The following is a 24,577-nucleotide window of genomic DNA, read 5'->3' on the forward strand; positions in this document are numbered from 1 at the left end:
ACCTTTTATGTCTGAACTTGCAACACGCGAAGTCGATCGCAGCCAGATGAAGGTCTCCGACGAGGTGGCCATCCAGATCACGAAGATGAACAAGTGGTACGGGACCTTCCACGTGCTGCGCGACATCGACCTGACGGTCTACCGCGGCGAGCGGATCGTCATCGCCGGGCCCTCGGGCTCGGGCAAGTCGACGATGATCCGCTGCATTAACCGCCTGGAGGAACACCAGGCGGGCAGTATCGTCGTCGACGGCATCGAGTTGAGCTCGGATCTGAAGAACATCGACAAGATCCGCTCCGAGGTCGGCATGTGCTTCCAGCACTTCAACCTCTTCCCGCATCTGACAATTCTCGAGAATTGCACGCTGGCGCCGATCTGGGTTCGCAAGATCCCCAAGAAGCAGGCGGAAGAGACGGCGATGCACTTCCTCGAGAAGGTGAAAATCCCCGAGCAGGCCAACAAGTACCCCGGCCAGCTCTCGGGCGGCCAGCAGCAACGCGTGGCGATCGCCCGTTCGCTCTGCATGAAGCCGCGGATCATGCTCTTCGACGAACCCACCTCGGCGCTCGACCCCGAGATGATCAAGGAAGTGCTCGATACGATGGTCGAACTTGCCGAAGAGGGGATGACCATGCTTTGCGTCACCCACGAAATGGGATTCGCCCGTCAGGTCGCGAATCGGGTCATCTTCATGGATGCCGGACAGATCGTGGAACAGAATGAGCCGGAAGAATTCTTTAACAATCCGCAGCACGAACGGACGAAACTCTTCCTGAGCCAGATTCTCGGGCACTAATCCACAGAAAAAATATGAATATTAATAGCGAGCCCCATTAAATTGGGGCTCGTTTTTTTGTCACTTGTGTTACAGTCCGTTACGAAGCGTCTAAGTTTTGACGCTTTTCGGCCATCGGCCGGAGAAATCTGTACCGGTTTTCGAGAAGGGACTTGCGTAGTGTGGTCGTCCGAGTGTCGGCCGAGATCGGATCGCCGTAGGGGAGGATGTGCGATACGATGCGGCTGACCCGGACCACGTGACGTCAGGGCCTTCGCCTAGTGACCGGCGCAGCGGCGCTCGCGATCCTTTGGGAGGGGGATCGCGGGCGTCACTTTTTTTTGGACTTCGGTTTCGCAGGGGTTTCTCAAGTCAGCAGATCGCGCGGCACGGCAAACGCATGGCAGCGGGCGCTGCCCATGCGGACGTCGGACCAGTCGCCGGTCTCGAAATCCGCGACCAGCGTGGCGCCGGTGGGATAGGCGCCAAATTTCGGATGATCCGGCCCCCGCTCAACGATCCCCTGCGCGAAATCACCGATTCCCGGATTGTGCGCGAGAATCAGGACGGTTTCGCCGCTCGCGCCCTGCAGGCCTTTCAGCAGCGTTGCCGGGGCCGCGAGGTAGAGCCGGTCCTCGAAGCGGGTCATGACCTCTCCGAGGTTCAGCAGATCCAGCGTCTCGCGGGTGCGTGCGGCCGAGGAGCAGAGCACTTGATCGGGCAGGATGTCCTGCGCCCGGAGCCAGTCCCCGAGCGCCTCGGCGCTCTTGCGTCCGCGCGCGTTGAGCGGCCGCGCGTGGTCGGGCATGCCGACCGACCAGTCGGATTTCGCGTGGCGCATGAGGATGAGCCGTTTCATAGCCCTCTCCCTTTTGGGCCACGCGCCGCCTTTCAGCTGCGTGGGCGCGCAGGTTCCAGATCGGCGCGGCGGATCAGCGACCCCGCGCCATGCTCGGTGAAGAGCTCGAGCAGGCAGGCGTTGGGCACGCGCCCGTCGAGGATAACCACCGCACGCACGCCTTCCTCGACCGCCTTCAGAGCAGTCTCGGTCTTGGGGATCATGCCGCCGGCGATGGTGCCGTCGTCGATCATAGCGCGCACTTCCTCGGGGGTCATCTGGGTGACCACGTCGCCGGCCTTGTTCTTTACGCCCGACACGTCGGTCAGCAGCAGCAGGCGATCGGCCTTCAGCGCCGCGGCAAGCGCGCCGGCGGCGGTGTCGCCGTTGACGTTGAAGGTCTCTAGATAGTCCATGCCGGTGGCGACGGGAGCCACCACGGGGATGATCCCGGCGGCGAAGAGATCGTGCAGCACCTGCACGTTGCACTCCACCGGGCGGCCGACGAAGCCCAGTTCCGGATCGTCCGCCTCGCAGACGATGAGATCGTCATCCTTGCCCGAGAGGCCCACGGCGCGGCCGCCCTCGTCCATGATCGCCTGCACGATCCGCTTGTTGACGAGGCCGGTCAGCACCATCTCGACCACCTCGACGGTGGCCTGATCGGTGACCCGCTTGCCGCGCTTGAACTCGGACTGGATGTTCAGCTTGGCGAGCATGTCGTTGATCATCGGGCCGCCGCCATGCACGACGACAGGGTTCACGCCGACCTGACGCATCAGCACGATGTCCCGGGCAAATTCCGCCATGGCGTCGGTGTCGCCCATGGCATTGCCGCCGAACTTGACCACCACGATCGCGCCTGTGTAGCGCTGCAGGTAGGGCAGGGCTTCGTTCAGGGTGCGGGCGGTGGCGATCCAGTCTCGGTTCATCGTCTGCTTCTTCATCTGGGGTGCATCCTCGATGCGGGAAAGGTCTCTGTTCCGGAGAACTAGATCCAACGCCGGGGATTGCGAAGAGGAAATTCAGGAAAGCCCGGTGATGATCGCCCTCAGGGTCGGGATGCCGTCCCCTTTCTCGGAACTGGTCAGCACGATCTCCGGATAGGCCGCGGGGTGCTTCGAGAGCTTCTCGCGCACCTGCGCAAGGATCTTGTCGAGGTCCTTGGCCTTGAGCTTGTCGGTCTTGGTCAGCACCGCCTGGAAGGTCACGGCGGACTTGTCGAGCAACTCCATGATCTCCTCGTCCACGGCCTTCACCCCGTGGCGGGCGTCGATCAGCACGAAGGCGCGGCGCAGCGAGACCCGACCCGAGAGATACTGCTTGAGCAGCCGCTGCCACTTCTCGACGATCGCGACGGGCGCATTGGCAAAGCCGTAGCCCGGAAGGTCGACGAGATAGTGGCTCTCGTTCAGCGTGAAGAAGTTGATCTCCTGCGTCCGGCCCGGCGTGTTCGACGCGCGGGCAAGGCCCTTGCGCCCGGTGAGGGCGTTGATCAGGCTCGACTTGCCGACGTTGGAGCGCCCGGCAAAGCAGACCTCGGGGCGGTCGTCAGGCGGCAGCCCGTCCATGGCGACCACGCCCTTGAGGAATTGCACGTCACCGGCAAAGGCCTTGCGCGCCGCCTCGCGGGTGGCGTCATCGGGCTCTTCGGCGATGGGAAAGGGAAGGGGGGTCGTCACAGCAGGGTTACCTCGTCGTCATGGGCGATCTCGCCGCCCTCTGTCACTTCGGCCTGCACCGAGAAATCCGTATGTCCCCAGTGACGCAGCGCGCCCAGCGTATCCGCATCGCGCTGGCCTGTCTCGGGGTTTGCAGTGGTGGCGGCGCAGCGGCCGGTCCGTTCGCGCACGATGAAGGTCGCGCCGCCGATGCGAATCTCGCGCCCGACCCAATCGAACTCTTCCCAGGGCGCCAGCCCGTCCAGCCAGATATTGCCGCGCCAGCGGTGGATCGACAGCGGCTGGCCGATCTGCGCCTCGACCGCACGGTGCGAGGCCATGTTGCACAGGGTGATCGAGGCGAAGGGCGCATCGGTCATGCCGCGCGCCTGCGCCCGGACGAGCCGCGCCGATTGCGCCCGGTCCTCGGGCATCAGCGGGCGCACCCAGTCGAGGAAGGCGTCGTTGTCGCTATCGGGATCGAAGGTCAGGTCAGGGCGGTCCGGGTGGTGCAGGGTGATGGTGCCCGCCGCCTCGTCCATCTCGGCGCTGATCGCCATGAGCTGGGGCGCCTTGGCGCCCCGGCTGAAGTTGCCGCAGCGGACCCATTCGGAGCCGTCCGCATCCGAGAGCTCGTGCGCCACCGCCCAGGCCCGGTCGAAGGGCAGGCACTGGTGCGCATGAAGGGTCACCCGGTCCAGCGCCTCGCGGCCATGGGCCTTGATCGGGTGGCGCCAGATTTGGGTGACCCGTCCGCTCATTTTCCGCCCGACTTCGCGTCCTTGGGCTTGCGCTTGAAGGTCGACCGGATGTTGCCGAACACGTCAGGCTTGGCCCCGTGGCTGCGCATGATCAGGTACTGCTGGGTGAAGGTGATCGTGTTGTTGGTGATCCAGTAGAGCACCAGGCCCGAAGCGAAGCCGCCGAGCATGAACATGAACACCCAGGGCATCCAGGCAAAGATCATCGCCTGCGCCGGATCTGCCGGGGTCGGGTTCAGCTTCTGCTGCAGGAACATCGAGATGCCCAGCAGGATCGGCAGGATGCCTATGAAGATCATGGCCAGCGTCGTGCCCGCCTCGGGAGCCGCCCAGGGCAGCAGGCCAAAGAGGTTGTAGAGTGAGGTGGGATCAGGTGCCGAGAGGTCCTGGAACGGGCCGAAGAAGGGCGCGTGCCGCAGCTCGAAGGCCACGAAGATCACCTTGTAGAGCGAGAAGAAGATCGGGATCTGCAGCAGGATCGGCAGGCAGCCCGAAGCCGGGTTGACCTTCTCGCGCTTGTAGAGGGCCATCATCTCCTGCTGGAGCTTCTGGCGGTCGTCGCCGGCCTTCTTCTTCATCTCCTCCATCTGCGGCTGCAGTTCCTTCATCTTCGCCATGGAGACGTAGGACTTGTAGGCCAGCGGGAAGAGCAGTGCCTTGAGGAAGATGGTCAGGGCGATGATCGACACACCCATGTTGCCGATCCACTGGTGCAGATGGTGCAGCAGCCAGAAGATGGGCTTGGTGAGGAAGAAGAACCAGCCCCAGTCGATGCTGTCGACGAAGCGGTCGACGCCCTGGTCCTGATAGGCGTTGATCACTTCCCAGACCTTGGCGCCCGAGAACATGCGGGTCGAGACCTCGGCAGTGGCACCGGGGGCGATGGTCTGCGTCGGCAGAACGATCTCTGCCTGATAGATGTCGCGGGCCTCGTTGTACTTGATCGCTTGGCGGTAGCTGGTGCCGCCATCGGGGATCAGCACGGTTTCCCAGTAGTGTTCGGTGAAGCCGATCCAGCCGTTCTGCGACACCTGGTAGGTCTCGGCGCGGGTTCCGGCTTCGGCTGCCGGGTCGAAATCACGGATTTTCTTGTACTTGTTCTCGGCCAGGGTGCCGTCGGTCATCGAGACCGAGCCCTCGTGCAGCACGAAGAAGTTCTTGAGATCCGCCGGCTCCCCGTGGCGGGCAAGGATGCCGTAGGGTGCGGCGGAGACTTCGGCGCCCGAGGTGTTCTCCACCGACTGGGTGACGCGGAACATGAACTTCTCGTCGACGGCGAAGGTACGGCGGAAGATCAGGCCGGCGGGGCTGTCCCAGCGCAGGGTGACCGGGCTGTCGACATCGAGGGTCTCGCCGCTTTCGACGCTCCACTCGGTGTTCGGACCGGGCACGTCGCCGGCCTGCAGCCCGTTGCCGGGGGCCCAGCCGTAGACGGCGTAATAGGGGCTGTCGCTGCCCACGGGCTCGAGCAGCGTCACCATCGGCGAGCTCTCGTCGTTGGTCTCGTGGTACTGGCTCAGCTTGAGATCGTCGATCCGGCCGCCGGTGAGGGCGATGGAGCCGATCAGGTTCGGCGCGGCGATGTCGACGCGCGCGGTTTCGAGCGTGGCCGCGGGGGTCGCGGTGGAGGCCGGGGCCTCGGTCGTCTCGGTCGCCGCATTCGGCGCGGTCACGCCGGGCGCGGTCTCCGAGCGTCTGCTCGGTCGCGGCCGGGGCCGTCGCGTCCACCGTCGTTTCCGGTGGCGGGAAAAGCAGGAACCAGACGAGGATCACGACGAAGCTCAGCGCCGTGGCGATGAGCAGATTCTTGTTCTGATTGTCCATGCGAGAGACCGCCACCTGTCCTTGGAAAGTCAAGGCCGGGTTCAACAGGGCGGACCCCCAAAGGTCAAGCCGAATCATGACCGAAAAGGGGGTTTGTCGGCGTTTCAGGCCATGGAGCGTGGCGTTACAGAGAGGTGGGGCAGCGCGGGCAGGCTCGATCAGGCCGAGCGATCGCGGACGGCTCCGCCGAGTGGGCAAGGGCGCAAGCTGGCCAGGGCGCACCGGATGCGTGGCCTGGGGGACGCCAAACAGCATGTCCTCTCCGCGACTTCGACGGAGGCAGGCTGACGACTGGCCGGCGTGGGCGCCTGCATGGGGGCCGGCTTGCGATGGCGCGGGAGACCAGCGGCGGTCCGATTGGAGCAGGTGCGGGGGGTCAGCCGTTGCTGCGTCCGAGTTTCTGCGCAGCGGCGATGTTCAGCGCGTGCGCGCGGGCCCATTCGGCGAGCTGCGGTGCGGGCATGGGGCGGGCGATTCCGAATCCCTGCGCGTGGTCGCAGCCGAGCTGTGCCAGCAGGGCGTGTTCGCCACTGCTCTCGACACCCTCGGCCACGGTTTCCAGGCCCAGGCGGTCCGCCAGCCCGAGGATTGCCGCGAGCATGCGCCGCTGGTCCTCGCTGCGGTCGATGCGGGTGACGAAGCTGCGGTCGATTTTCAGCCGGTGTACGGTGACCCGCCGCAGCGCGCCGATCGAGGCGTGACCAGTGCCGAAATCATCGAGGTCGATGCGGCAGCCGATCCGCGCCAGCGCTGAAATATTGCGGGCGATGATCCCGTCGGGGCTTTCGGCGATCACCGTTTCGAGCACTTCCACCCCGAGTCGGCTGGCGGGCAGGCCGAAGCGGTCGAGATCCCATTTCAGGCGGTCGACGAGCCGCGGATTGCGCAGCTCGACCTCGGAGAAGTTGATGCTGACGCGGGGGATGCGCAGCCCGTCCTGATCCCAGCCGCGCAGCGCCGTCAGGCTGTGGTGCAGCACCGCGTCGCTGAGCTGTTCCATGCGGCCCGAATCCTGCAGCGCTTCGAGAAACCGGGCGGGGGGGCACGATGCCATGCTGCGGGTGCATCCAGCGCACCAGGGCCTCCACCCCGCTGATCTCGCCGGTCGAGGTGCAGAGCTGCGGCTGGTACCAGGGCTGGATCTGCCCTTTCGCCAGAGCGGTTTCGACCTCGGAGAGCAGGGCGGTGCGCGCCCGACGCTCGGCGCGCATCCCCTCGCTCCAGGCACGGATGGCGGAGGGGGCATTGTCCATCGCCTCGCGCAGCGCGGCCTGGGCGCAGTCGAGCATGTCGGAGCCCTCGGCCCCCTTGCGAAGCCGCGAGGAGCCGCAGAAGCCGATGGCGACTGAAAGGTAATGCACGCCCGTGTCAGTGGCGGCGGGCTCTTCCAACCCATGCTGAAGCCGGTCGGCAAGGGCAAGCAGCGCCTCGAGATCGAGGCGGAGTCCGGGGGCGATCAGCGCCATGAAGCGCGAGTCGCCGATACGCATCGCGCTGTCTTCGGGGCGCAGCAGCTCGCGCAGGCGGTGGAGGAAGAGCACCCGCAGGGTTTCCGCCACCTCCTCGCCTATGCGGCGCGAGATGGTGTCCAGCCCCTCGGCTTCGAAGAGCAGGCAGGCGGTGTGCATTTCCGCGGCGCGGGCGCGCTCATAGCTGTCTTCGGCAAGCTCCTGCGCCATGGCCATGCTGACGAGGTCGCGTCCACTGCGGGCGCTGCTGAGGGCAGCGTGGGAGTCGCCAGTGAGCAGCAGCCCGTAGATCAGCGGAATGGTCAGCGCCAGCGCCAGAAGGAGCACTTCCCCACCAAGCCAGAAGCCGGCAAGGGAGATGGCGGGGAGAAAGGCCAGCATGTGCGGCCCGAGCATCCAGCGGTGCAGCAGCGCCCGTGTCCGTGCCGCACTGTGGTGGAGAGGTGGCCTATATGCGTGATCCGGCGGCATGGTGCGCCCCCTGCGTCGTCAGAGACGGCACCAGAACTAGCGCAAAGGGGTAAGGCGAGGCTTAACGCAGGTCGGGAATCCCGTCGTCGGCATCGGGCGCGCGCTTTGTCATGTCGCGCATCAGCCCGGCAAAGTCGAAGAGCTTGGGGTCCATCATGTGCGATGGACGGATGTTGGTCAGCGCCTTGAACATCACCTGGCGCCGACCGGGGGAGTTCTTCTCCCAGCCATCGAGGATCTGCTTCACCTGCTGCCGCTGCAGCCCGTCCTGCGAGCCGCAGAGATCGCAGGGGATGATCGGGTAGTTCATCGAGCGGGCGAATTTCTCGCAATCCGCCTCGGAGACATGCGCCAGCGGGCGGTAGACGAAGAGGTCACCCTCCTCGTTGACCAGCTTCGGCGGCATGGTGGCAAGCCGTCCGCCGTGGAAGAGGTTCATGAAGAAGGTCTCGAGGATGTCGTCGCGGTGGTGGCCCAGCACGACCGCAGAACAGCCCTCCTCGCGGGCGATGCGGTAGAGGTTGCCGCGGCGCAGGCGCGAGCAGAGCGCGCAGTAGGTGCGGCCCTGCGGGACCTTGTCCATGACGATCGAATAGGTGTCCTGATACTCGATCCGGTGCGGCACGCCCATCTTCTCGAGAAACTCGGGCAGCACCGTCGCAGGAAAGCCCGGCTGGCCCTGGTCGAGGTTGCAGGCGAGGATCTCGACCGGCAGCAGGCCACGCCACTTCAGCTCGTGCAGCACGGCGAGCAATGTGTAGCTATCCTTGCCACCCGAGAGGCAGACCAGCCATCTGGGCATGGAGCCATCCTCGCGGCGTTCGATCATGCCGTATTGCTCCACCGCCTCGCGGGTGTTCTGCACGATGCGCTTGCGCAGCTTCTTGAACTCGGTGCTCTTGGGGGCGCCGTAGAACAGCGGGTGGATGTCGTCGGCGTCGTCGTCGAACATGGGCGGCCTCAATCGGGGACGTTGTCGATGCCGGACCCGCCGAGCGGGTGGCAGCGCAGGATGCGGCGGATCGTCAGGTAGGAGCCCTTGACCGCCCCATGCTTCTCGAGCGCCTCGAGCGCGTAGGCGGAGCAGGTCGGCTGGAAGCGGCAGCCATGGCCGACCCAGGGCGAGAAGATCAGGCGATAGGCGCGGACGGGCAGGGCAGCGATATGCGCGAGCGGGCTCACGACTGCGGCTTCCGGGGCTTCCGCGGCGCATGAATCTGCCGCACCGCCTGCGCAAGCTCGCCCTGCAGTGCGGTGAACTCGCGCTCGGCGGTTGCACCGGCGCGGCCGATCAGCACGTAATCCCAGCCCGGCTTGCCGAGCTCCGGCAGGCCGAGGCGCGCGATCTCGCGCAGCCGGCGCTTGGCGCGGTTGCGGGCGACGGCATTGCCGACCTTCTTCGAGCAGGTGAAGCCCACGCGGATGAGGTCGGAGCCGTCATCGCGGTAGCGCGCCTGAAGCAGGAAGGACGGCACCGGCTGTCGCCGGGCACGCGCCGCCGCAAGGAAATCGCTGCGCTTGCGCAGGACCTCGAGCTTCGGGGTATCCGTCCCCATCAGGGCATCGCCTTGGGCGTTGCTGAGTTCCGCATCCGCACGCACGCCAAGCGCAAAGGCCGCCCCGGTCTGTCCCGAAGCGGCCTTGGCCGGTGTCTTGTGCACACGCTCCGCCATGGGCAGAGCGCGCGGCTCAGGCGCTGAGCTTCTTGCGGCCGCGTGCGCGGCGCGCATTCAGAACCGCGCGGCCGCCTTTGGTGGCCATCCGGGCACGGAAGCCGTGGCGGCGCTTGCGAACGAGGTTCGAAGGCTGAAAGGTGCGTTTCATCGCGCTCTTCTCCGTCTGATCTGGCCTCGGGGGAGGCCGGTCTGTCTACATGGTCTCATTGCTGCCTGCGGCGTCCGCCCGGTGCGCCAGTGGATTGGCAGCAAGAGCTTACATCACAGAAGGCCCTAAGCGGATTCGCCGGGCCGGGTCATTCGAGGCCCGTGCTATAGGCAGGAGTGGCTCCCGTGTCAAACCTCTAACCGGACCTGCGGGCAAGATTTCCGAAGCCGGGCGTGTTGCGCCCTTGCAGGTTCGGTGCTCGGGGCGCAAGACGGCGCGCATGGACGGGTCGTGATCAAGGCCGCGTGATAGGGCTGTGCGCGGGCGATTCCGCACGCCATTCTAGGAGGATGACAGATCAGGACCCTACTCCTCCGCCTTCCCGCGCCCGCCTCCTGCGGCACCTGCCACTGGCACTGATCGCGCTGGTTGCGGTGATCGGTGCGCTCACGCTGCGCGACTACATCAGTTTCGACACGCTGCGCGAGAATCGGTCGGCGCTGCTGGCGCTGCGCGACAGCAATTACCTGGCGCTCGCCGGGGGGATTCGTCGCGGCCTATGTCGCCATCGTCGCCTTCTCGCTGCCGGGGGCCGCGGTCGCTTCGGTGACCGGAGGCTTCCTCTTCGGCCTCGGACCGGGCACGGCGCTGAACGTGCTCTCGGCCAGCCTTGGTGCCGTCGCCATCTTTCTCGCGGCACGCGCCGGGCTGGGGCGGGTGCTCGCGGCCAGGCTCGATGCCTCCGAGGGCAAGCTGAAGACACTGCGCGACGGACTGCGGCAGAACGAGGTGAGCGTGCTGCTGCTGCTGCGGCTGGTACCGGCGGTGCCCTTCTTCGTGGCGAACCTGCTGCCCGCGCTGGTCGGCGTCGGGCTCTGGAACTTTGCCTGGACGACCGCCTTGGGCATCATTCCGGGGGCGCTGGTCTTCACCTCGATCGGGGTGGGGGTCGGTTCTGTCTTCGACCGGGGCGAGACGCCGGACCTGAGCCTGCTCTGGGCGCCGCAGGTCATCGGCCCGCTGCTGGGGCTCGCCGCGCTGGCGGCGCTGCCGATCATTCTGCGCTCTTGGCGAGCGCGCAAGGGTATCTGAGGTCAGGGAGACGCGTGCCATGGAAACGATCAAGACCGACCTTCTGATCATCGGCGCCGGCTCGGGCGGGCTCTCGGTCGCCGCGGGCGCGGTGCAGATGGGGGCCAGCGTGGTGCTGGTCGAGCGCGGCGAGATGGGCGGGGATTGCCTGAACTACGGCTGCGTACCCTCGAAGGCGCTTATTGCGGCTGCGGCGCAGGCCTACGCCCCCGAGGTCTCCGGTGCCTTCGGTGTCGATCTGGAGGCGCCGCGCGTCGATTGGCCCCGCGTCCGCGCCCATGTGCAGGAGATCATCGCCCGCATCGCTCCGGTGGATTCGCAGGAGCGCTTCGAGGGGCTCGGCGTGCGGGTCATCCGCGAACAGGCGCGCTTCGTGTCGGCCCGCGAGGTCGAGGCGGGGCGCCACCGCATCACCGCGCGCCGCATCGTGCTGGCCACGGGGTCGGCCCCCGCCGTGCCGCCGGTTCCGGGGCTCGCGGATGTTCCCTATCTGACCAATGAGACCCTCTGGGGGCTGGACACGCTGCCCGCTCAGCTGCTGATTCTCGGCGGCGGCCCCATCGGTATGGAGATGGCGCAGGCTTTCCGAAGATTCGGATCGCAGGTCACCGTGGTCGAGGGGGCGCGGGCGCTCGGACGGGAAGACCCGGAAATGGCGGCGATCGTGCTCGACCACCTGCGCAGCGAGGGGGTGACGATTCTCGAAGGCGAAACCGTGACGGCGGCCAGCCAGAAGGGCAGCGCCATCGATTTGCAGTTGGAAAGCGGCAAGACCCTCACCGGCTCGCACCTGCTGATCGCGGCGGGGCGCCGGCCGAACACCGCGGGGCTCGGGCTGGAGGTGGCCGGGATCGATTCGACCAAGACGGGCATCAAGGTCGACGCAGGTCTGCGCACGACAAACCGCAGGGTCTATGCCATCGGCGACGCGGCGGGCGGGCTGCAGTTCACCCATCTGGCAGGCTACCACGCCGGCATCGTGATCCGTTCGGCGCTCTTCGGCCTGCCGGCCAAGGTCGCGACGCACCACATTCCCCGCGCCACCTACACGCGGCCCGAGCTTGCCCATGTCGGCCTCACTGAGGTGGAGGCGCGGCAGCGCTATGGCGAGAAGCTCGAGGTGCTGCGCGAGGCGCTGCAACACAACGACCGCGCCATCGCCGAGCGCGAGACCGCCGGTCTGGCCAAGGTCATGGTGCACAAGGGGCGGCCCGTGGGGGCCACGATCGTCGGCGCGCAGGCCGGCGATCTCATCTCCACATGGGCGCTGGCGCTCTCGGCAAAGGTGAAGATCAGCCAGATCGCGGGCATGGTCGCGCCCTATCCGACGTTGGGGGAGCTTAACAAACGGGTTGCCGGATCCTATTTCACACCCAGATTGTTTGAAAACCGCACGGTCAAGGCTGTTACACGAACAGTTCAACGCCTGCTCCCCTGAAAGCTCAAGACCGCCCTTCATGTTCAACTCGCTCTCAGGCCGCTTTCTTGTCCTCACGACCGTTTTCGTGATGCTGGCCGAAGTGCTGATCTTCGTGCCCTCGGTGGCGCGATTCCGGCAGGATTTTCTCAACGACCACCTCGAGCGCGCGCAGATCGCCTCTCTGGCGCTGCTGGCCGACGACGTGCTGGCGCCCGAGCTCGAGGCCGAACTTCTCGACAATGCCGGGGTCTACAACGTCGTGCTGCAGCGCGACGAACGGCGCGAACTGGCGCTGTCGTCGCCGATGCCGAGCTCGGTGGACGAGACCTACGATCTGCGCGAGGCAGGCCCGCTGATCCTGATGAAGGACGCGCTGAAACGGCTGATCGACCCCAATCCCCGGCTGATCCGGGTGCTCGGCTATCCCAAGGACGACGGTGGCGAGCTGATCGAGGTCACCATGGACAGCCTGCCGCTTCGCACCGCGATGATCGACTTCGGTCTCGGGGTGTTGCTGGTCTCGGCGCTGCTGTCGCTGATCACCGCGCTGCTGCTCTTCCTGGCGGTGCGGGTGCTGCTGGTGAAGCCGATCAAGGGAGTTGTCGGCCACATGCAGCGCTACGCGGAGGATCCCGAGGACGCGCGGCGGATCATCAAGCCCATCGCCAGCGTGCGCGAGATTCGCGAGGCCGAGGAGGCGCTGAAATCCCTCGAGACACAGCTCTCGCAGTCGCTGCGGCAGAAGGAGCGGCTGGCGCAGCTTGGTGGCGCTGTGGCGCGGGTCAGCCACGACCTGCGCAACATCCTCAGCTCGGCGCAGCTCTTCACCGACCGCATCGAGATGTCCGAGGATCCGGCGGTGAAGCGCATGGCGCCCAAGCTGGTCAGCTCGATCACCCGAGCCGTGTCGCTCTGCGAGACGACGCTGGCCTTCGGCAAGGCCGAGGAGCCCGCGCCGATGCTCACCCAGTTCAACCTCGCCGAGCTGGTGAACGAGGTGCTCGAGGCTGAGCGGCTGGCGATCGGCGAGCACGAGGTGAGTCTCTCGGAGGACATTCCCGCTTCGATGCAGATTCGCGGCGATCCCGAGCAGATTTATCGCGCCATCGGGAATCTCGTGCGCAACGCCCGTCAGGCGATCACCGGCTCCGGCGTGGAGGGCGAGATCGCCGTATCGGCCGGGCCGAGGAGGACGCCTGGGTGATCGAGGTCACCGATACCGGCCCCGGGCTGCCGCCGAAGGCGCGCGAGCATCTCTTCCAGCCCTTCCAGGGCGGCGCGCGCAAGGGCGGGGCGGGACTCGGTTTGGCCATCGTTGCCGAGCTGGTGCGGAATCACGGCGGGAAACTGCAGCTCCTGCGCTCCGACAAGGGCGGCACCTGCTTCGAAATTCGCCTTCCTACCGGTGACTTAGGGTAAGATCGGAAGTTTTTTTCGAAATCGCTCTTGCGCATCCTCCGAACAAACTCTAAACCCCGCCCTCACGGACCGATAGCTCAGCTGGATAGAGTACTTGACTACGAATCAAGGGGTCGGGGGTTCGAATCCTCCTCGGTCCGCCACTCCCCACCGGGGGACGGCAAAAAAAAGAAGGCCACCGCAACGCGGTGGCCTTCTTTTTTGTGTTTCCGCTGCCCCCGGATCAGGCGGAAGCGGCCTGTCTTTCAAGGCTTTGCGCGATCAGCTCCGGGGTTTCCGGCCAGTCGATGAAGGCCGGAAGGACCGGCCCTGCGAACCCTGCCTCCGCCAGCGCCTCCGGCACATCCTCCAGCATATGACCCGCGTTGAGCGCAAATTGCGGCAGGCAGATCGCCTGACCGATAATCCGGGCCGACTCGCTCAGGAAGGGCGGCTCTTCCACGTAGCCCGCAAGTGCCTCGGCGAATCCCATCTCGGCCTTCAGCGCGGCGGCAAAGTCGCGCGCGCTTTCCGCGCTGGTGCGGGACACGGCGCTGCCATGGGCGGCGATCAGCAGGGTTGTATCCTGCGCCGGCCAGCCTTTCTCGCAGAGTGCACGCTGCAGCGCATGGGCGGCACTGGTCACCAGCGCAGGCTCGGTGCCGAAGGGCTCCAGCACCCGCAGCCCCAGCGGTTCGGCCCGTTCGGCGAGCACCTTCTTGGTGAAATAGCCACGCGCCATGAAATAGGGGTAGATCCAGGGGCCACCAAGCTTTGCCACGGCTGCGTCGAAGGCCCCCTCCTTGGCCAGCGTGGCACCGCCGATGCGCCAGCCGGGAAGCAGCGCGCCGACTCGCGCCGCGAGGTCCTTCAACGCCGCTTCCTGCGGATCGGGATCTGAGGGGCTGCCATGGGCGACGATGAGGGCGGATCGGGTCATGTCTTCAGGCCTCGATAGTCAGTCGTGCCGCGCAAACTAGCGCCGCAAGAGGTTTCGAAAACTCTTCCAAGTTCCTTCGATGGACCCCGCGTGGGTCTCAGTCGCGGAAGGCTTCGGCAAACGCTTCGGGCAGGTCGAACTCCTGCAGCACCCGGGCGCGGCCCTCGGGGGACATCTTCAGCGCCGTCTTCTCGACGATGCGCTGCAGCCCCTCGGCATCACGGGTCTCGGCAAAGGGCGAGAAGTACCACTTGAGGAAGGTGAAGCAGATCACGTCCTCCAGCGCCTGCACCTCGGCGTCGCGCTTGATCCCCTCCTTGCGCAGCAACACGCCCACGCGCTCCTGAGCCTCGGCGTCAAAGCCCGCCTTTGCCATCATCCCTGCGAGCCGTGCGCCATGGCGGCGGCCCTGCTCCTTGCGCCAGGCAAAATAGCCGGGGCGGTCCATGGGGTAGGACTCGCGCGGCAGCAGCCAGCGCTCGACGTGCTGGCCGCGCGCGGCGATCTGCAGCACCTCCGAGGCCGCAGGAAAGAGCCGGCTCAGCTCCGCGCTCATGCGCTCGCCGTAGAGCAGCGCGGCGGGCTGGCCGTCTTCGCGGTTGGGGTCTTGCGCGTTGGCGGAATCGATCTCGGACAGGACGTCATCAAGCGCGCTCATCTCCGGGCTCCTTTGCAATTAGGGGGCTGGGGCATCTGGAAAATCTCCTGTCGGGCTGGAGCTTTCAGCGTCGCACGGGCGGTCGCGCGGCGCAATCTCCGGCGCGGCGGGCGGCCACGGCTTTCTCCGCGCTGCCCGGGAAGCGGGCTTTGCGGGTGGCGGCAGAATGACGCGCGGGGCGGCTTGGGGTTGAAACCCTCGGCGTTCATCTATCTCATTGAGGGAGAAACAGATTTTCTCGTGGAGCCGTTATGTCTTTAGCCTCCGAGCCGAAGCGGACCCGCACCGAGAGCCTGCTTGGCACCGAGGCGCAGCGCCAACTGCGCCAGGCTTCGCGCCTCTCGGTGTTCGCGGGCGCGCTCTGGCTGCCGCAGGCCGCTGCGCTGGCCTGGGGCATCGCCGGATGGGCCGAGGCGGCGCCGCTCGCACGTACGCTTTGGATGGCGCTGGCCTTTGCGCTGCTCGGGCTCTTCCGCGGCTGGGCAGAGCGCCAAGCCGCACGGCGCGCCTACCGTGCCGCCGACGAAACGCTGCACGTCCAGAGGCAGGCGCTGCTGGACCGCGAGTCACTGCGCTCGGGCGGCGCATCCTCGGCGGCGCTGGCCGCGCTGCTGACCGAGAAACTGGCCGCGCTCGGCCCCTGGATCACCCGCTTCCGCCCGGCAATGGCGCGCGCCCGGCTGCTGCCCTTGCTCTCTCTCGCGGTGATCCTGCCGATTTCCTGGGCCGCGGGGCTGGTGTTGCTGGTCGCCGGGCCGCTGATCCCGCTCTTCATGGCGCTGGTCGGCATGGCGGCGCAGGACGCGAGCCGCAAGCAGATGGTCGAAGTAGGCGCGATGAATACGCTGCTGATCGACCGCATCTCGGCGCTGCCGGACCTGCTGCTGCTCAACGCCACCGAGGCCTCGCGGGCCGAGTTCTCGGCGCGCGCCGAGGGGCTGCGCGAGCGGACCATGGCGGTGCTGCGGGTGGCCTTCCTCTCCTCGACGGTGCTCGAGCTCTTCTCGGCGCTCGGGGTGGCGATGGTGGCGGTCTACGTCGGCTTCTCGCTGCTGGGGGAGATCACCATCGGCACCTGGGGGCTCTTCGGGCCGGGGCTGACGCTGTTCCAAGGGCTGTTCCTGCTGCTGCTGGCGCCGGACTTCTTCCAGCCGCTGCGCGATCTCGCGGCGGCCTGGCACGACAAGGCGGCGGCCGAGGCGGTGGCGGAGGACCTCGCGGTGCTCGTCACCTCTGAGGCGGTCCCGGTGCTGGGGCAGGGGGTGGAGGCCGCGCCGCTGCCCGGACCCGCCTCGGTGGCGCTCAGCGGGGTGCAGGTGGCGCGGGGGGGGCGCACCGTGTGGCGCTGCCGGACATCGAAGTGGCCCCGGGCGAGTCGCTGGCCTTGCGCGGACCGAGCGGGGTCGGCAAGTCCACGGCGCTCGAGCTGATCGCGGGGCTGCTTGTGTCCGACCTAGGTGAGGTGCGGGTGGCCGGGCGGCCGCTCGACCACGCAAGCGCCGACGCCTGGCGGGCGCGCATTGCCTATGTGCCGCAGCAGGTGCACATCCCGGACATGAGCCTGCGCGCCTTCCTGACCGGCAACGCAGAGGGCGAGGTTCCGGCCGAGGCGCTGCGCCGCGCGCGGGCCGAACGCATCGTCGCCGCGCTGCCCGAGGGGCTGGAAACGGTGCTGGGCGAAAGCGGGGCGGGGGTATCGGGCGGCGAGGCGCGGCGGCTGCTGCTGGCCCGTGCGCTGATCCGCGGCGCCGATGTGATCCTCGCCGATGAGCCCACCGCCGATCTCGACACGACCACCGGCGCCGCGATCATCGAGGTGCTCAAGGAGCTCTCCACCGAGGGACGCACGGTGATTGTCGCCACCCATGATCCGGCGCTGGCCGGTGCCATGGGCCGCACCATCGATCTGGAGCCCGCCCCATGCTGAAGCTCTGGCAGATCCTGCGCCTGCTGTGGCGTGCGCATCCCTTCGCGATGTGGCGGGGGGCGCTTCTGGCGGTGCTCGTGCTGCTGATGGGGGCGGCGCTGCTCGGACTCTCGGGCTGGTTCATCACCGCGACGGGCATGGCGGGTGTCGCGGGGGTGGGTATCGCCTTCGACGTTTTCCGCCCCAGTGCCGGGGTGCGCGGGCTGGCGCTTGGCCGGGCGGCGGCACGCTACGGCGAGCGCCTGCTAACTCATGACGCCACATTGCGCGCGCTCGCGGCGCTGCGGGTCACCCTGCTGGAGAGGCTCGAGCGCTTTCCCGTGGCCGACCTGCGGCGCTTGCGGGGGGCTTCGGCTCTGACCAGGATCACCGCCGACGTGGACGCGCTCGATGGGGTGGTGCTGCGGCTGGCCCTGCCTGTCGCCGCGGCGCTGCTGACCCATTTGGCGGTGTTTTTCGGACTTTGGGCCCTGACCTCGCATGCGATCGCGCTCTCGGTCGCGGCGGGCTACATGATGGGCGGCGGTGTGGTGCTCTGGCGGGTGGCGCGGGCGACGCTGGGCCTCTCGGCGCGGGCCGAGGAGGCCTCGCAGGACCTGCGGCGCCGCGCCATCGGCCTGTTCCGCGGGCGGCGCGAGGCGATCCTGCAGGGGGTGTTGCCGAGCTGGCGCGCAGGTCTGGACAGGGTCGAGGACGAGGCGCGCTATGCCATGGATCAGCTCGACCGCATCGACACCGGCGCGGGGCAGGCGCTTTCGGCGATCGTGACGCTGGCCGCGGCGGGGGTCTTCGCGCTGGCGGGCTGGCTGGTGGCCGAGAGCGACCTCGACCCGGCACGTGCCGCCATCGGCGTTTTCGTGGCGCTCGCGCTTGGCGAGACGCTCCTGCCGCTGCGCCGGGGCATGGCCGAGATTGGCCGGATGCGCGACGCGGCGGGCCGGGTGCTTGCTGAACCGCCGGGAGAGGCCCCCTTGGCCCCGGCTCGTGCAACGGCCGTCACAGAGGCACATGCGGAGATGCTCCTGACCCTTCGGCACCTCTCGCTGGCGCGGCCCGGCTGGTCCCGGCTTCTGCTGCATGATCTGTCCTTCGGCCTGCGGGTCGGCGAAACGCTCGCGCTCCGCGGCGCCTCGGGGCTTGGCAAATCCACCCTGCTCGACGTCATCGCCGGGCTGGAGCCGGTGACGGCGGGAGAGATCACTCTTCTGGACCGCCCGTTGGCAACCTGGCCGGACAGGGAACTGCGCGAGGTGCTGACCCTCGTGCCGCAGCGCGCGGCGCTGGTGTCGGGCACGGTGCTGGAGAATCTCGCGCTCGCCCGCCCCGGTCTGACCGAGGCCGAAGCGCTGGAGGCGCTGGAGGCCGTGCAATTGGCACAGACGGTCGCAGAGCGCGGCGGCCTCGGTTCACCTTTGGGTGAGGGCGGGGCCGGGCTCTCGGGTGGTCAGGCCCGCCGACTGGTGTTGGCACGGGCGCTTCTACGCCGCCCGAAGCTGCTTCTTCTGGACGAGCCGACCGAGGGCCTCGATACGGACATGGCTCGGCAAGTCATTGCAGGAACAAGAAAGTTTCTGCCAGATGCGGCGATCATCACAGCTTCGCACCGCGCCGCGGAGCTGGAGGCCGCCGATCAGGTGATCGATCTCAAAAGCTATATCCCAGAATCATGATGAACTTGATGCAGATCAATCCGCTGTCACAATGGTGGGGTGTAGCAGGGCATCTGAAAGGTGTCGTTCGGTAAAGAGTACCCGCCCACCTCGAATTTTAACTTGTGGACCAAGGGTCTATGGGTCGCCATTCGGCGGTGCTTGCCTTTGGACAACATGCGCAGAGGAGTACTGACATGGAGCTCGATATTGTCGAGCTGTCGCGTTTGCAGTTTGCGATGACGGCCCTCTATCACTTCCTCTTCGTGCCGCTCACGCTGGGTCTGTCGATCCTCGTGGCGATCATGGAGACGGTCTATGTGATGACCGGCCGCCCGATCTGGCGACAGATGACGAAATTCTGGGGCACGCTGTTCGGGATCAACTTCGTTCTCGGCGTGGCGACGGGGATCACCATGGAATTCCAGTTCGGCATGAACTGGAGCTACTACAGCCACTACGTCGGCGACATCTTCGGCGCGCCGCTGGCGGTCGAGGGGCTGATGGCCTTCTTCCTCGAGGCGACCTTCGTCGGGCTGTTCTTCTTCGGCTGGGACCGGCTCTCGCGCGTGGCGCATTGCATCGTTGCCTGGCTGGTGGCGATCGGCTCGAATTTCTCGGCGCTGTGGATTCTCATCGCCAACGGCTGGATGGTCAATCCGGTCGGCGCCGAGTTCAACCCCGAGACCATGCGCATGGAGATGACCAACTTCTTCGAGGTGGTCTTCAACGAGGTGGCGCAAGCCAAGTTCGTGCATACCGTCTCGGCGGGGTACATCACCGCCTCGATTTTCGTGCTCGGTGTCTCGGCCTGGTACATGCTGAAGGGGCGTCACCTGGAGCTGGCGCGCCGGTCGATCGCCGTCGCCGCCTCCTTCGGCCTGGCCGCCTCGCTCTCGGTTGTCGTGCTGGGGGATGAGTCGGGCTACTCGGCCAGCCACACCCAGAAGATGAAACTCGCCGCCATCGAGGCGATGTGGGAGACCGAGCCCGCGCCCGCACATTTCACCCTGATCGGCTTCCCCGACCAGGAAGCGCGCGAGACCCATTACGCGGTGCATGTCCCCTGGGTCATGGGCTTGATCGGGACGCGCTCACTGACGCAGGAAATCCCCGGCATCAACGAGCTGGTCGCGGAATCCGAGGAACGTATCCGCTCAGGTATCATCGCCTATGACGAGCTGATGACCATCCGTGCCGAGCGCGATGCCACCCCCGCGGAGGTGCGCGCGAACTTCGAGCAGCACTCGGCAGACCTTGGCTACGCGCTGCTGCTGAAGCGCTACGTGGATGACCCGCGCGAGGCGACCGAAGAGCAGATCAAGATGGCCGCGGACGACACTGTGCCGGGCGTCGCGCCGCTGTTCTGGTCGTTCCGGATCATGGTCGGCCTCGGCTTCTCCTTCATCGCGCTGACCGGGCTCTTCTTCGTGCTCAGCAACTTCCGGCGCGGGGCCTATCCCCGTTGGGCGCTGCGGCTGGCGGTGCTCTGGATCCCGCTGCCGTGGATCGCCGCCGAGATGGGCTGGATCGTCGCCGAATACGGTCGCCAGCCCTGGACGGTGGACGGCATCCTGCCCACCGCGCTCTCGGCCTCGCACCTGAGCGTCGGCGACCTTCTGTTCACCCTCGCGGGCTTCGCGCTCTTCTACACCGTGCTCTTCATCGTCGAGATGGGCCTCATGCTGAAGTACATCCGCAAGGGCCCGCAGGAGGATGTGGAGAAAACCGAGAAATGGATGGCGCGGCACGAGCACCGGCTGCGCACCCATGACGGCAAGGGTCCCTTTGCCGATGCGCCTGCGGAGTAACCCTCATGATCCTGCATGATCTTATCAGTTTCGAAGTTCTCCGCCTGATCTGGTGGGCGCTGCTCGGCGTGCTGCTGATCGGCTTCGCGCTCACCGACGGCTTCGACATGGGCGTCGGCGCGCTGCTTCCCTTCGTCGGCAAGACCGATGTCGAGCGCCGCGTGGTGATCAACACCATCGGCCCGGTGTGGGAAGGCAACCAGGTCTGGTTCATCCTCGGTGGCGGCGCGATCTTCGCCGCCTGGCCACCGCTCTACGCGGTCAGCTTCTCGGGCTTCTACCTCGCGATGTTTGCCATCCTCGCGGCGCTCATCCTGCGCCCGGTGGGCTTCAAGTACCGCTCCAAGCGCGACAGCGCCACGTGGCGGAGCAGTTGGGACTGGGCGCTCTTCGTCGGCGGCGCGGCCCCGGCGCTGCTCTTCGGCGTGGCGGTGGGCAACGTTCTGCTGGGCGTGCCCTTCCACCTGACCGAGGATCTGATGCCGATGTATGACGGCAGCTTCTACGGCAAGTTCCTCGGTCTGCTGCGCCCCTTCGCGCTGCTCTGCGGGGTGGTCTCGCTGTCGATGCTGATCATGCACGGCGCGGCCTGGCTGTCGGTGAAGACCAAGGGCATGGTCGCTTTCCGCGCGCAGCGCATCGGCACCGTGGCGGGGATGGTCGCGGCGGCGGGCTACGCGCTCGCCGGCCTGTGGCTGGCCTTCGGCATCGACGGCTTCCACATCACCTCGGAGATCGTGAAGGACGGCCCGTCGAACCCGCTCTTCAAGGACGTGGCGCACGAGGGGTCGTGGTTGATCGCCTATACCGAGCGCCCGTGGATCCTGATCGCGCCGATCCTCGGCTTCACGGGCATCTTCATGGCGGTGCGAGGGCTGCGCGAGGGGTTCGAGGTCTCGACCTTCCTCTGGTCGAAACTGGCGATCCTCGGGGTCATCTCAAGCGTCGGGCTGACCATGTTTCCCTTCATCCTGCCCTCGACAGTCGATCCGCGCAGCTCGCTCACCGTCTGGGACAGCTCGTCCTCGCACCTGACGCTGTTCGTCATGCTGGTGGCGACGGTGATCTTCCTGCCGATCATCCTCGCCTACACGGCCTGGGTCTACAAAGTGCTCTGGGGCAAGGTCACCGAAGACGACGTGACCAGCTCGCACAGCGCCTACTGAGAAAAGGAGAGAACACATGTGGTATTTCGCCTGGATCCTCGGCCTGCCGCTGGCGGCGCTCTTCGCGGTGATGAACGCGATGTGGCTGGAGCTGCGGGACGACGCGCGCATGGTTGCGGAAGCCGAACGCGAGAGCTGACCTCGCCAAGCGTGCCTGCTCGAGGGCGGTCCGTATCGGGCCGCCCCTTGCCGTTTTAGCGCAGTGTATATTGTCCGTTGTCACATCGGGGTTACATTTCTCGCGTAGCAGGCTCGGGTTTCCCAACAGGTATCGGACGGAATGACCTCACTCGGTGAGCAGATCGCGGCACTTCCCATGCGATGGGACAAGAACGGAAAGCTTCGGGTGCTGATGGTGACCTCACGCGATACCGGGCGCTGGGTGATGCCCAAGGGCTGGGAAATGGACGGCAAGAAGCCCTGGGCGGCGGCCGAGATCGAGGCGCTCGAGGAAGCCGGTGCCAAGGGCCACATTGGCAAGAAAGAGATCGGCATCTACCACTATCCGAAGCAGCGCGATGGCGGCTCGGCGCTGCGCTGCCGGGTGCGGGTCTACCCGATGATCGTCGACACGCTCTCGCGCGACTGGAAAGAGCGCAAGGAACGCAGGCGCAAGTGGTTCACCCCCAAAGCCGCCGCCAAGCGCGTCGACGAGCCGGAGCTTTCCGAACTGCTGCTGACTCTCTGCGATGCACCGCACAAGATTCCCCTCATCTCCGCGCTGCTGAGCTGAACTGTCGCCTGGGCGACCATGCGGCATTCCAGCAACGCCAGCTTCGCGATTGTGCATCATGTGATCGCGTGGCCTCTGGGGAATATGGCGAAAATAAGGTAACCCAAATCCAGGGGCGAGGGTGCCGGATCTCTTACAAGAGCAGCCCGTTCCAGGCAGAGCAGTGCGATTTTCGACAAGAGCGGGTTTCGGCGCGTCCAGGGGGGCGGGCGGATCCGTCTTGCCGGCGGCCGGCGCACGTAGCGCCGGGCGACGCGATTTCTCAACTCTGCCGGTCTGTGCCGCGGCGCAATGCCGCGTGTTGAACGAGTGATTGAGTAGAGGGGAGGGGGGATGAGCAAGTCATCTTTCCGTCTGGGCTGCGGCATTGCGCTGGTCGCGCTGCTGCCTGGTTGCATGCAGGGATATGGCACCACGGGATCCGAACCGGGCACCGCGGCTGTGCCACAGGTCATGCTTCTGCGAGCCGAAGGCCGTGGCACGGTGATCGGAACCCTGGCGCAACGACCGGGGGCAATTCTGCCTGGAACGCCCTATGCGGCCATCGCGCGCGCGGTGCTGGAGGGGGGGCAGCTTCCGCACGGCCTCCGAGCTGCGCCTGGCCTGGCTGCGCGGCGAGGCCGAAGAGTTGGCCTGGCTGCCCGACCTCGGGCCGGAGCTGTCCTTGGCCGCGCTGGCGCGCCTGTCCGAGAGCGCTCAGGCCGGGCCCGATCGTTTCGACACTCCGCGCAAGCAGGCCGAGCGGGACCTCGCACTGGCCGAGATCGACCATGCCGCGCTGGCACTGGCCGAAGAGGCAAACGCGCTTGTCTTCGAGGCGATTGATCAGCACCTCGCCGCCGAGGAAGCGCGCGCCCGCGCGGCGCTTCTCGAGGCTGCCTATCGCGATTTCGCCTCGCTGGATTGGCCGATTGCGCAGGCGGTCGGGGCTGGCCTCGTGCCCGCGGAGCGCCTGCAGGAGTTGCGCGCTCAGGTGGCGCTGATGCGCGCGGAGCGGGTCTCCGCGGGGGCGGAGGCGCAGCGCGCCCATTTCGAGCTGGCCGCGATGGGCGACAGTCGGTTGGGCGGGGTCGAAGGCATCGGCACGCTGCGCGAGCTGGTCTCTCTGCCGCCGCTCTCCGAGCTGCGGGCCGGTGTCCTGCGCGCCGGGGCGGAGGCGCAGGAGCGCCGCGCGCTTCACATGCTGCTCGACGGGCTCGACTCGCGCCGCTCGCCCGAGGAGCTGGCAGCGCTGGAGGAGGCTTCGGGCTACGACGGCGAGGGCAGCGAGGCGGGGGACTGGGCTCCGCCCGACGCGGCCCCGCGCTGGTCGCAGGGACCCTCGTCCACCGGCGATTTCGAGATTGGCACGGCGGCTCAGGAGCGCGAGGCACTGCGTGGCGACCTCGCCGCTGCTGAAAGGGCACGGGGCTGGGCCCTGACACAGGCAGCCCGCGGCAAGCAGATGTTGGGGGCTGGGCAGATGACCGCGGCGCAGCTTCTCGGCCCGCTTTCGAGCGCGCTGCAGGCACAGGACGAAGAGATCACCCTAAGGTTTGCGCTGGCCCATGCCGAGCTGCGGCTGGCCTACCTGCGCGGCACGTTGGTCGCGGGCTCGGAGTTGTGACCGGGTGGGGGCTCAGCCCTCGCTGTCCATCCAGATCGTCACCGGCCCGTCGTTGAGCAGCGCCACCTTCATGTCGGCTCCGAAACGGCCGGTGGCGGTGGCGATGCCCTGCTCTGCCACGCGCCCCGCGAAATATTCGTAGAGCCGCTCGCCCTCCGCCGGGGCGGCGGCCGTGGAAAAGCCGGGGCGGTTGCCGCTGCGGGTGTCGGCGGCGAGGGTGAACTGGCTGACCACCAACGCCGCGCCGCCGGTGTCGAGCACCGAGCGGTTCATCCGCCCCTCGGCGTCGCGGAAAATGCGCAGCTTGGCGATCTTGGCTGCGAGCTTGTCGGCCTGCGCCTCGGTGTCGCCCTGCATGGCGCAGATCAGGATCAGGAGGCCCGGGCCGATCTCGCCGACCACCGCGCCCTCGACCGTCACGCTGGCTTCCGAGACGCGCTGGATCAGCGCCCTCATGCGCTGGCCTCCAGCTCGTGTGCCCAAGGCGGGTTGGCGCCCGCGCGGCTGACGGTCACCGCAGCCGCCTGCGCGCCGAGCGCGACCGCCGGGCGCAG

22 protein-coding genes, 1 tRNA gene and 4 pseudogenes are annotated in these 24,577 nt (G+C 67.0%); 13 read left to right on the forward strand and 14 right to left on the reverse strand.

Annotation, left to right across the window (positions count from 1 at the left end; all coding sequences use genetic code 11):
• The first annotated feature begins 7 nt into the window (after positions 1-7).
• On the forward strand, positions 8-796 hold the full coding sequence (locus tag CLG85_RS19620) for an amino acid ABC transporter ATP-binding protein (protein WP_095881844.1): 789 nt from the start codon (positions 8-10) through the stop codon (positions 794-796).
• 346 nt (positions 797-1,142) lie between these two features.
• Here CLG85_RS19620 and CLG85_RS19625 read toward each other — a convergent pair whose 3' ends face one another.
• The 11 genes and pseudogenes from CLG85_RS19625 to rpmH all read right to left on the reverse strand — a co-directional run bounded on the left by CLG85_RS19625 (position 1,143) and on the right by rpmH (position 9,623).
• Complete coding sequence (locus CLG85_RS19625) at positions 1,143-1,634, reverse strand: SixA phosphatase family protein (RefSeq protein WP_095881843.1); 492 nt, start codon at positions 1,632-1,634, stop codon at positions 1,143-1,145.
• Positions 1,635-1,666: 32 nt separating this feature from the next.
• Complete coding sequence (gene argB / locus CLG85_RS19630; protein ID WP_095881842.1) at positions 1,667-2,560, reverse strand: acetylglutamate kinase; 894 nt, start codon at positions 2,558-2,560, stop codon at positions 1,667-1,669.
• A 78-nt stretch (positions 2,561-2,638) separates the two neighbouring features.
• The gene (gene yihA / locus CLG85_RS19635; protein ID WP_095881841.1) at positions 2,639-3,295 is read right to left on the reverse strand and encodes a ribosome biogenesis GTP-binding protein YihA/YsxC; all 657 of its coding nucleotides are present in this window, start codon (positions 3,293-3,295) and stop codon (positions 2,639-2,641) included.
• The gene (locus CLG85_RS19640; RefSeq protein ID WP_095881840.1) at positions 3,292-4,035 is read right to left on the reverse strand and encodes an MOSC domain-containing protein; all 744 of its coding nucleotides are present in this window, start codon (positions 4,033-4,035) and stop codon (positions 3,292-3,294) included. The genes yihA and CLG85_RS19640 overlap by 4 nt, the downstream gene beginning before the upstream one ends.
• Positions 4,032-5,859 (reverse strand): annotated as a pseudogene (gene yidC, locus CLG85_RS19645) (membrane protein insertase YidC). Before yidC ends, CLG85_RS19640 begins: the two are co-directional and overlap by 4 nt.
• A gap of 376 nt (positions 5,860-6,235) precedes the next feature.
• Positions 6,236-6,913, reverse strand: coding sequence for an EAL domain-containing protein (locus CLG85_RS19650; RefSeq protein ID WP_311735011.1), 678 nt, complete (start codon positions 6,911-6,913; stop codon positions 6,236-6,238).
• 19 nt (positions 6,914-6,932) lie between these two features.
• Positions 6,933-7,799, reverse strand: a pseudogene (locus CLG85_RS27475) (diguanylate cyclase domain-containing protein); the annotation flags it as partial.
• Between the two features lie 61 nt (positions 7,800-7,860).
• Positions 7,861-8,751, reverse strand: a complete 891-nt coding sequence (gene ttcA, locus CLG85_RS19660; RefSeq protein ID WP_095881838.1) for a tRNA 2-thiocytidine(32) synthetase TtcA — start codon at positions 8,749-8,751, stop codon at positions 7,861-7,863.
• Between the two features lie 8 nt (positions 8,752-8,759).
• Positions 8,760-8,981: a membrane protein insertion efficiency factor YidD gene (gene yidD, locus CLG85_RS19665; protein ID WP_095881837.1), complete on the reverse strand. Its 222-nt coding sequence runs from the start codon at positions 8,979-8,981 to the stop codon at positions 8,760-8,762.
• Positions 8,978-9,355: a ribonuclease P protein component gene (rnpA, locus tag CLG85_RS19670; RefSeq protein WP_235865365.1), complete on the reverse strand. Its 378-nt coding sequence runs from the start codon at positions 9,353-9,355 to the stop codon at positions 8,978-8,980. The genes yidD and rnpA overlap by 4 nt, the downstream gene beginning before the upstream one ends.
• A gap of 133 nt (positions 9,356-9,488) precedes the next feature.
• Positions 9,489-9,623 (reverse strand): 50S ribosomal protein L34, encoded by a 135-nt coding sequence (gene rpmH / locus CLG85_RS19675; protein WP_095881835.1) that lies wholly within the window; start codon positions 9,621-9,623, stop codon positions 9,489-9,491.
• Between the two features lie 350 nt (positions 9,624-9,973).
• Here rpmH and CLG85_RS19680 point away from each other — a divergent pair.
• The 4 genes and pseudogenes from CLG85_RS19680 (at position 9,974) to CLG85_RS19695 (ending at position 13,697) form a co-directional block, all read left to right on the forward strand.
• A pseudogene (locus tag CLG85_RS19680) lies at positions 9,974-10,715 on the forward strand (TVP38/TMEM64 family protein).
• 19 nt (positions 10,716-10,734) lie between these two features.
• Positions 10,735-12,153, forward strand: coding sequence for a dihydrolipoyl dehydrogenase family protein (locus CLG85_RS19685; protein WP_260349894.1), 1,419 nt, complete (start codon positions 10,735-10,737; stop codon positions 12,151-12,153).
• Between the two features lie 19 nt (positions 12,154-12,172).
• Positions 12,173-13,554: pseudogene (locus CLG85_RS19690) on the forward strand (sensor histidine kinase).
• 66 nt (positions 13,555-13,620) lie between these two features.
• Positions 13,621-13,697: transfer RNA gene (locus tag CLG85_RS19695), tRNA-Arg, on the forward strand.
• Between the two features lie 80 nt (positions 13,698-13,777).
• Here CLG85_RS19695 and CLG85_RS19700 read toward each other — a convergent pair.
• Together CLG85_RS19700 and CLG85_RS19705 are read right to left on the reverse strand one after the other, a co-directional pair.
• Positions 13,778-14,473: a CbiX/SirB N-terminal domain-containing protein gene (locus CLG85_RS19700; protein ID WP_095884086.1), complete on the reverse strand. Its 696-nt coding sequence runs from the start codon at positions 14,471-14,473 to the stop codon at positions 13,778-13,780.
• Between the two features lie 97 nt (positions 14,474-14,570).
• Positions 14,571-15,131, reverse strand: coding sequence for a DUF4202 domain-containing protein (locus CLG85_RS19705; protein ID WP_095884085.1), 561 nt, complete (start codon positions 15,129-15,131; stop codon positions 14,571-14,573).
• 251 nt (positions 15,132-15,382) lie between these two features.
• Here CLG85_RS19705 and CLG85_RS19710 point away from each other — a divergent pair, with 251 nt between their 5' ends.
• The 8 genes from CLG85_RS19710 to CLG85_RS19745 all read left to right on the forward strand — a co-directional run bounded on the left by CLG85_RS19710 (position 15,383) and on the right by CLG85_RS19745 (position 24,023).
• Complete coding sequence (locus CLG85_RS19710) at positions 15,383-16,561, forward strand: ABC transporter transmembrane domain-containing protein (protein WP_260349895.1); 1,179 nt, start codon at positions 15,383-15,385, stop codon at positions 16,559-16,561.
• Positions 16,516-17,058, forward strand: coding sequence for an ATP-binding cassette domain-containing protein (locus CLG85_RS19715; RefSeq protein WP_260349896.1), 543 nt, complete (start codon positions 16,516-16,518; stop codon positions 17,056-17,058). The genes CLG85_RS19710 and CLG85_RS19715 overlap by 46 nt, the downstream gene beginning before the upstream one ends.
• On the forward strand, positions 17,052-18,728 hold the full coding sequence (locus CLG85_RS19720; RefSeq protein ID WP_260349897.1) for an amino acid ABC transporter ATP-binding/permease protein: 1,677 nt from the start codon (positions 17,052-17,054) through the stop codon (positions 18,726-18,728). Before CLG85_RS19715 ends, CLG85_RS19720 begins: the two co-directional genes overlap by 7 nt.
• Before the next feature lie 176 nt (positions 18,729-18,904).
• Positions 18,905-20,518: a cytochrome ubiquinol oxidase subunit I gene (locus CLG85_RS19725; RefSeq protein ID WP_095883408.1), complete on the forward strand. Its 1,614-nt coding sequence runs from the start codon at positions 18,905-18,907 to the stop codon at positions 20,516-20,518.
• Between the two features lie 5 nt (positions 20,519-20,523).
• Positions 20,524-21,684, forward strand: a complete 1,161-nt coding sequence (cydB, locus tag CLG85_RS19730) for a cytochrome d ubiquinol oxidase subunit II (RefSeq protein ID WP_095883407.1) — start codon at positions 20,524-20,526, stop codon at positions 21,682-21,684.
• Between the two features lie 16 nt (positions 21,685-21,700).
• Positions 21,701-21,823, forward strand: coding sequence for a cytochrome bd-I oxidase subunit CydX (cydX, locus tag CLG85_RS19735; protein WP_095883406.1), 123 nt, complete (start codon positions 21,701-21,703; stop codon positions 21,821-21,823).
• A 141-nt stretch (positions 21,824-21,964) separates the two neighbouring features.
• Complete coding sequence (locus CLG85_RS19740) at positions 21,965-22,417, forward strand: NUDIX hydrolase (RefSeq protein WP_095883405.1); 453 nt, start codon at positions 21,965-21,967, stop codon at positions 22,415-22,417.
• A 535-nt stretch (positions 22,418-22,952) separates the two neighbouring features.
• The gene (locus tag CLG85_RS19745; protein ID WP_260349898.1) at positions 22,953-24,023 is read left to right on the forward strand and encodes a hypothetical protein; all 1,071 of its coding nucleotides are present in this window, start codon (positions 22,953-22,955) and stop codon (positions 24,021-24,023) included.
• Positions 24,024-24,035: 12 nt separating this feature from the next.
• On the opposite strand, the gene dtd is transcribed toward CLG85_RS19745, so the two are convergent.
• Positions 24,036-24,479: a D-aminoacyl-tRNA deacylase gene (gene dtd, locus CLG85_RS19750; protein WP_224844268.1), complete on the reverse strand. Its 444-nt coding sequence runs from the start codon at positions 24,477-24,479 to the stop codon at positions 24,036-24,038.
• Between the last annotated feature and the right edge of the window lie 98 nt (positions 24,480-24,577).

The sequence above is a fragment of the Alloyangia mangrovi genome (assembly GCF_002300555.2).
GTDB classification, from domain to species: domain Bacteria; phylum Pseudomonadota; class Alphaproteobacteria; order Rhodobacterales; family Rhodobacteraceae; genus Salipiger; species Salipiger mangrovi.

Bases quoted from the DNA above. Each gene is read 5' to 3' on its own strand.
- CLG85_RS19620 (WP_095881844.1), top strand. From the start codon at position 8: ATGTCTGAACTTGCAACACGCGAAGTCGATCGCAGCCAGATGAAGGTC.
- CLG85_RS19725 (WP_095883408.1), top strand. From the start codon at position 18,905: ATGGAGCTCGATATTGTCGAGCTGTCGCGTTTGCAGTTTGCGATGACG.
- dtd (WP_224844268.1), bottom strand. From the start codon at position 24,479: ATGAGGGCGCTGATCCAGCGCGTCTCGGAAGCCAGCGTGACGGTCGAG.
- CLG85_RS19650 (WP_311735011.1), bottom strand. From the start codon at position 6,913: ATGGCATCGTGCCCCCCCGCCCGGTTTCTCGAAGCGCTGCAGGATTCG.
- rnpA (WP_235865365.1), bottom strand. From the start codon at position 9,355: ATGGGGACGGATACCCCGAAGCTCGAGGTCCTGCGCAAGCGCAGCGAT.
- ttcA (WP_095881838.1), bottom strand. From the start codon at position 8,751: ATGTTCGACGACGACGCCGACGACATCCACCCGCTGTTCTACGGCGCC.
- CLG85_RS19705 (WP_095884085.1), bottom strand. From the start codon at position 15,131: ATGAGCGCGCTTGATGACGTCCTGTCCGAGATCGATTCCGCCAACGCG.
- CLG85_RS19685 (WP_260349894.1), top strand. From the start codon at position 10,735: ATGGAAACGATCAAGACCGACCTTCTGATCATCGGCGCCGGCTCGGGC.
- cydB (WP_095883407.1), top strand. From the start codon at position 20,524: ATGATCCTGCATGATCTTATCAGTTTCGAAGTTCTCCGCCTGATCTGG.
- CLG85_RS19700 (WP_095884086.1), bottom strand. From the start codon at position 14,473: ATGACCCGATCCGCCCTCATCGTCGCCCATGGCAGCCCCTCAGATCCC.
- CLG85_RS19745 (WP_260349898.1), top strand. From the start codon at position 22,953: ATGCGGCCATCGCGCGCGCGGTGCTGGAGGGGGGGCAGCTTCCGCACG.
- CLG85_RS19710 (WP_260349895.1), top strand. From the start codon at position 15,383: ATGTCTTTAGCCTCCGAGCCGAAGCGGACCCGCACCGAGAGCCTGCTT.
- CLG85_RS19640 (WP_095881840.1), bottom strand. From the start codon at position 4,035: ATGAGCGGACGGGTCACCCAAATCTGGCGCCACCCGATCAAGGCCCAT.
- CLG85_RS19720 (WP_260349897.1), top strand. From the start codon at position 17,052: ATGCTGAAGCTCTGGCAGATCCTGCGCCTGCTGTGGCGTGCGCATCCC.
- CLG85_RS19625 (WP_095881843.1), bottom strand. From the start codon at position 1,634: ATGAAACGGCTCATCCTCATGCGCCACGCGAAATCCGACTGGTCGGTC.
- cydX (WP_095883406.1), top strand. From the start codon at position 21,701: ATGTGGTATTTCGCCTGGATCCTCGGCCTGCCGCTGGCGGCGCTCTTC.
- argB (WP_095881842.1), bottom strand. From the start codon at position 2,560: ATGAAGAAGCAGACGATGAACCGAGACTGGATCGCCACCGCCCGCACC.
- rpmH (WP_095881835.1), bottom strand. From the start codon at position 9,623: ATGAAACGCACCTTTCAGCCTTCGAACCTCGTTCGCAAGCGCCGCCAC.
- CLG85_RS19740 (WP_095883405.1), top strand. From the start codon at position 21,965: ATGACCTCACTCGGTGAGCAGATCGCGGCACTTCCCATGCGATGGGAC.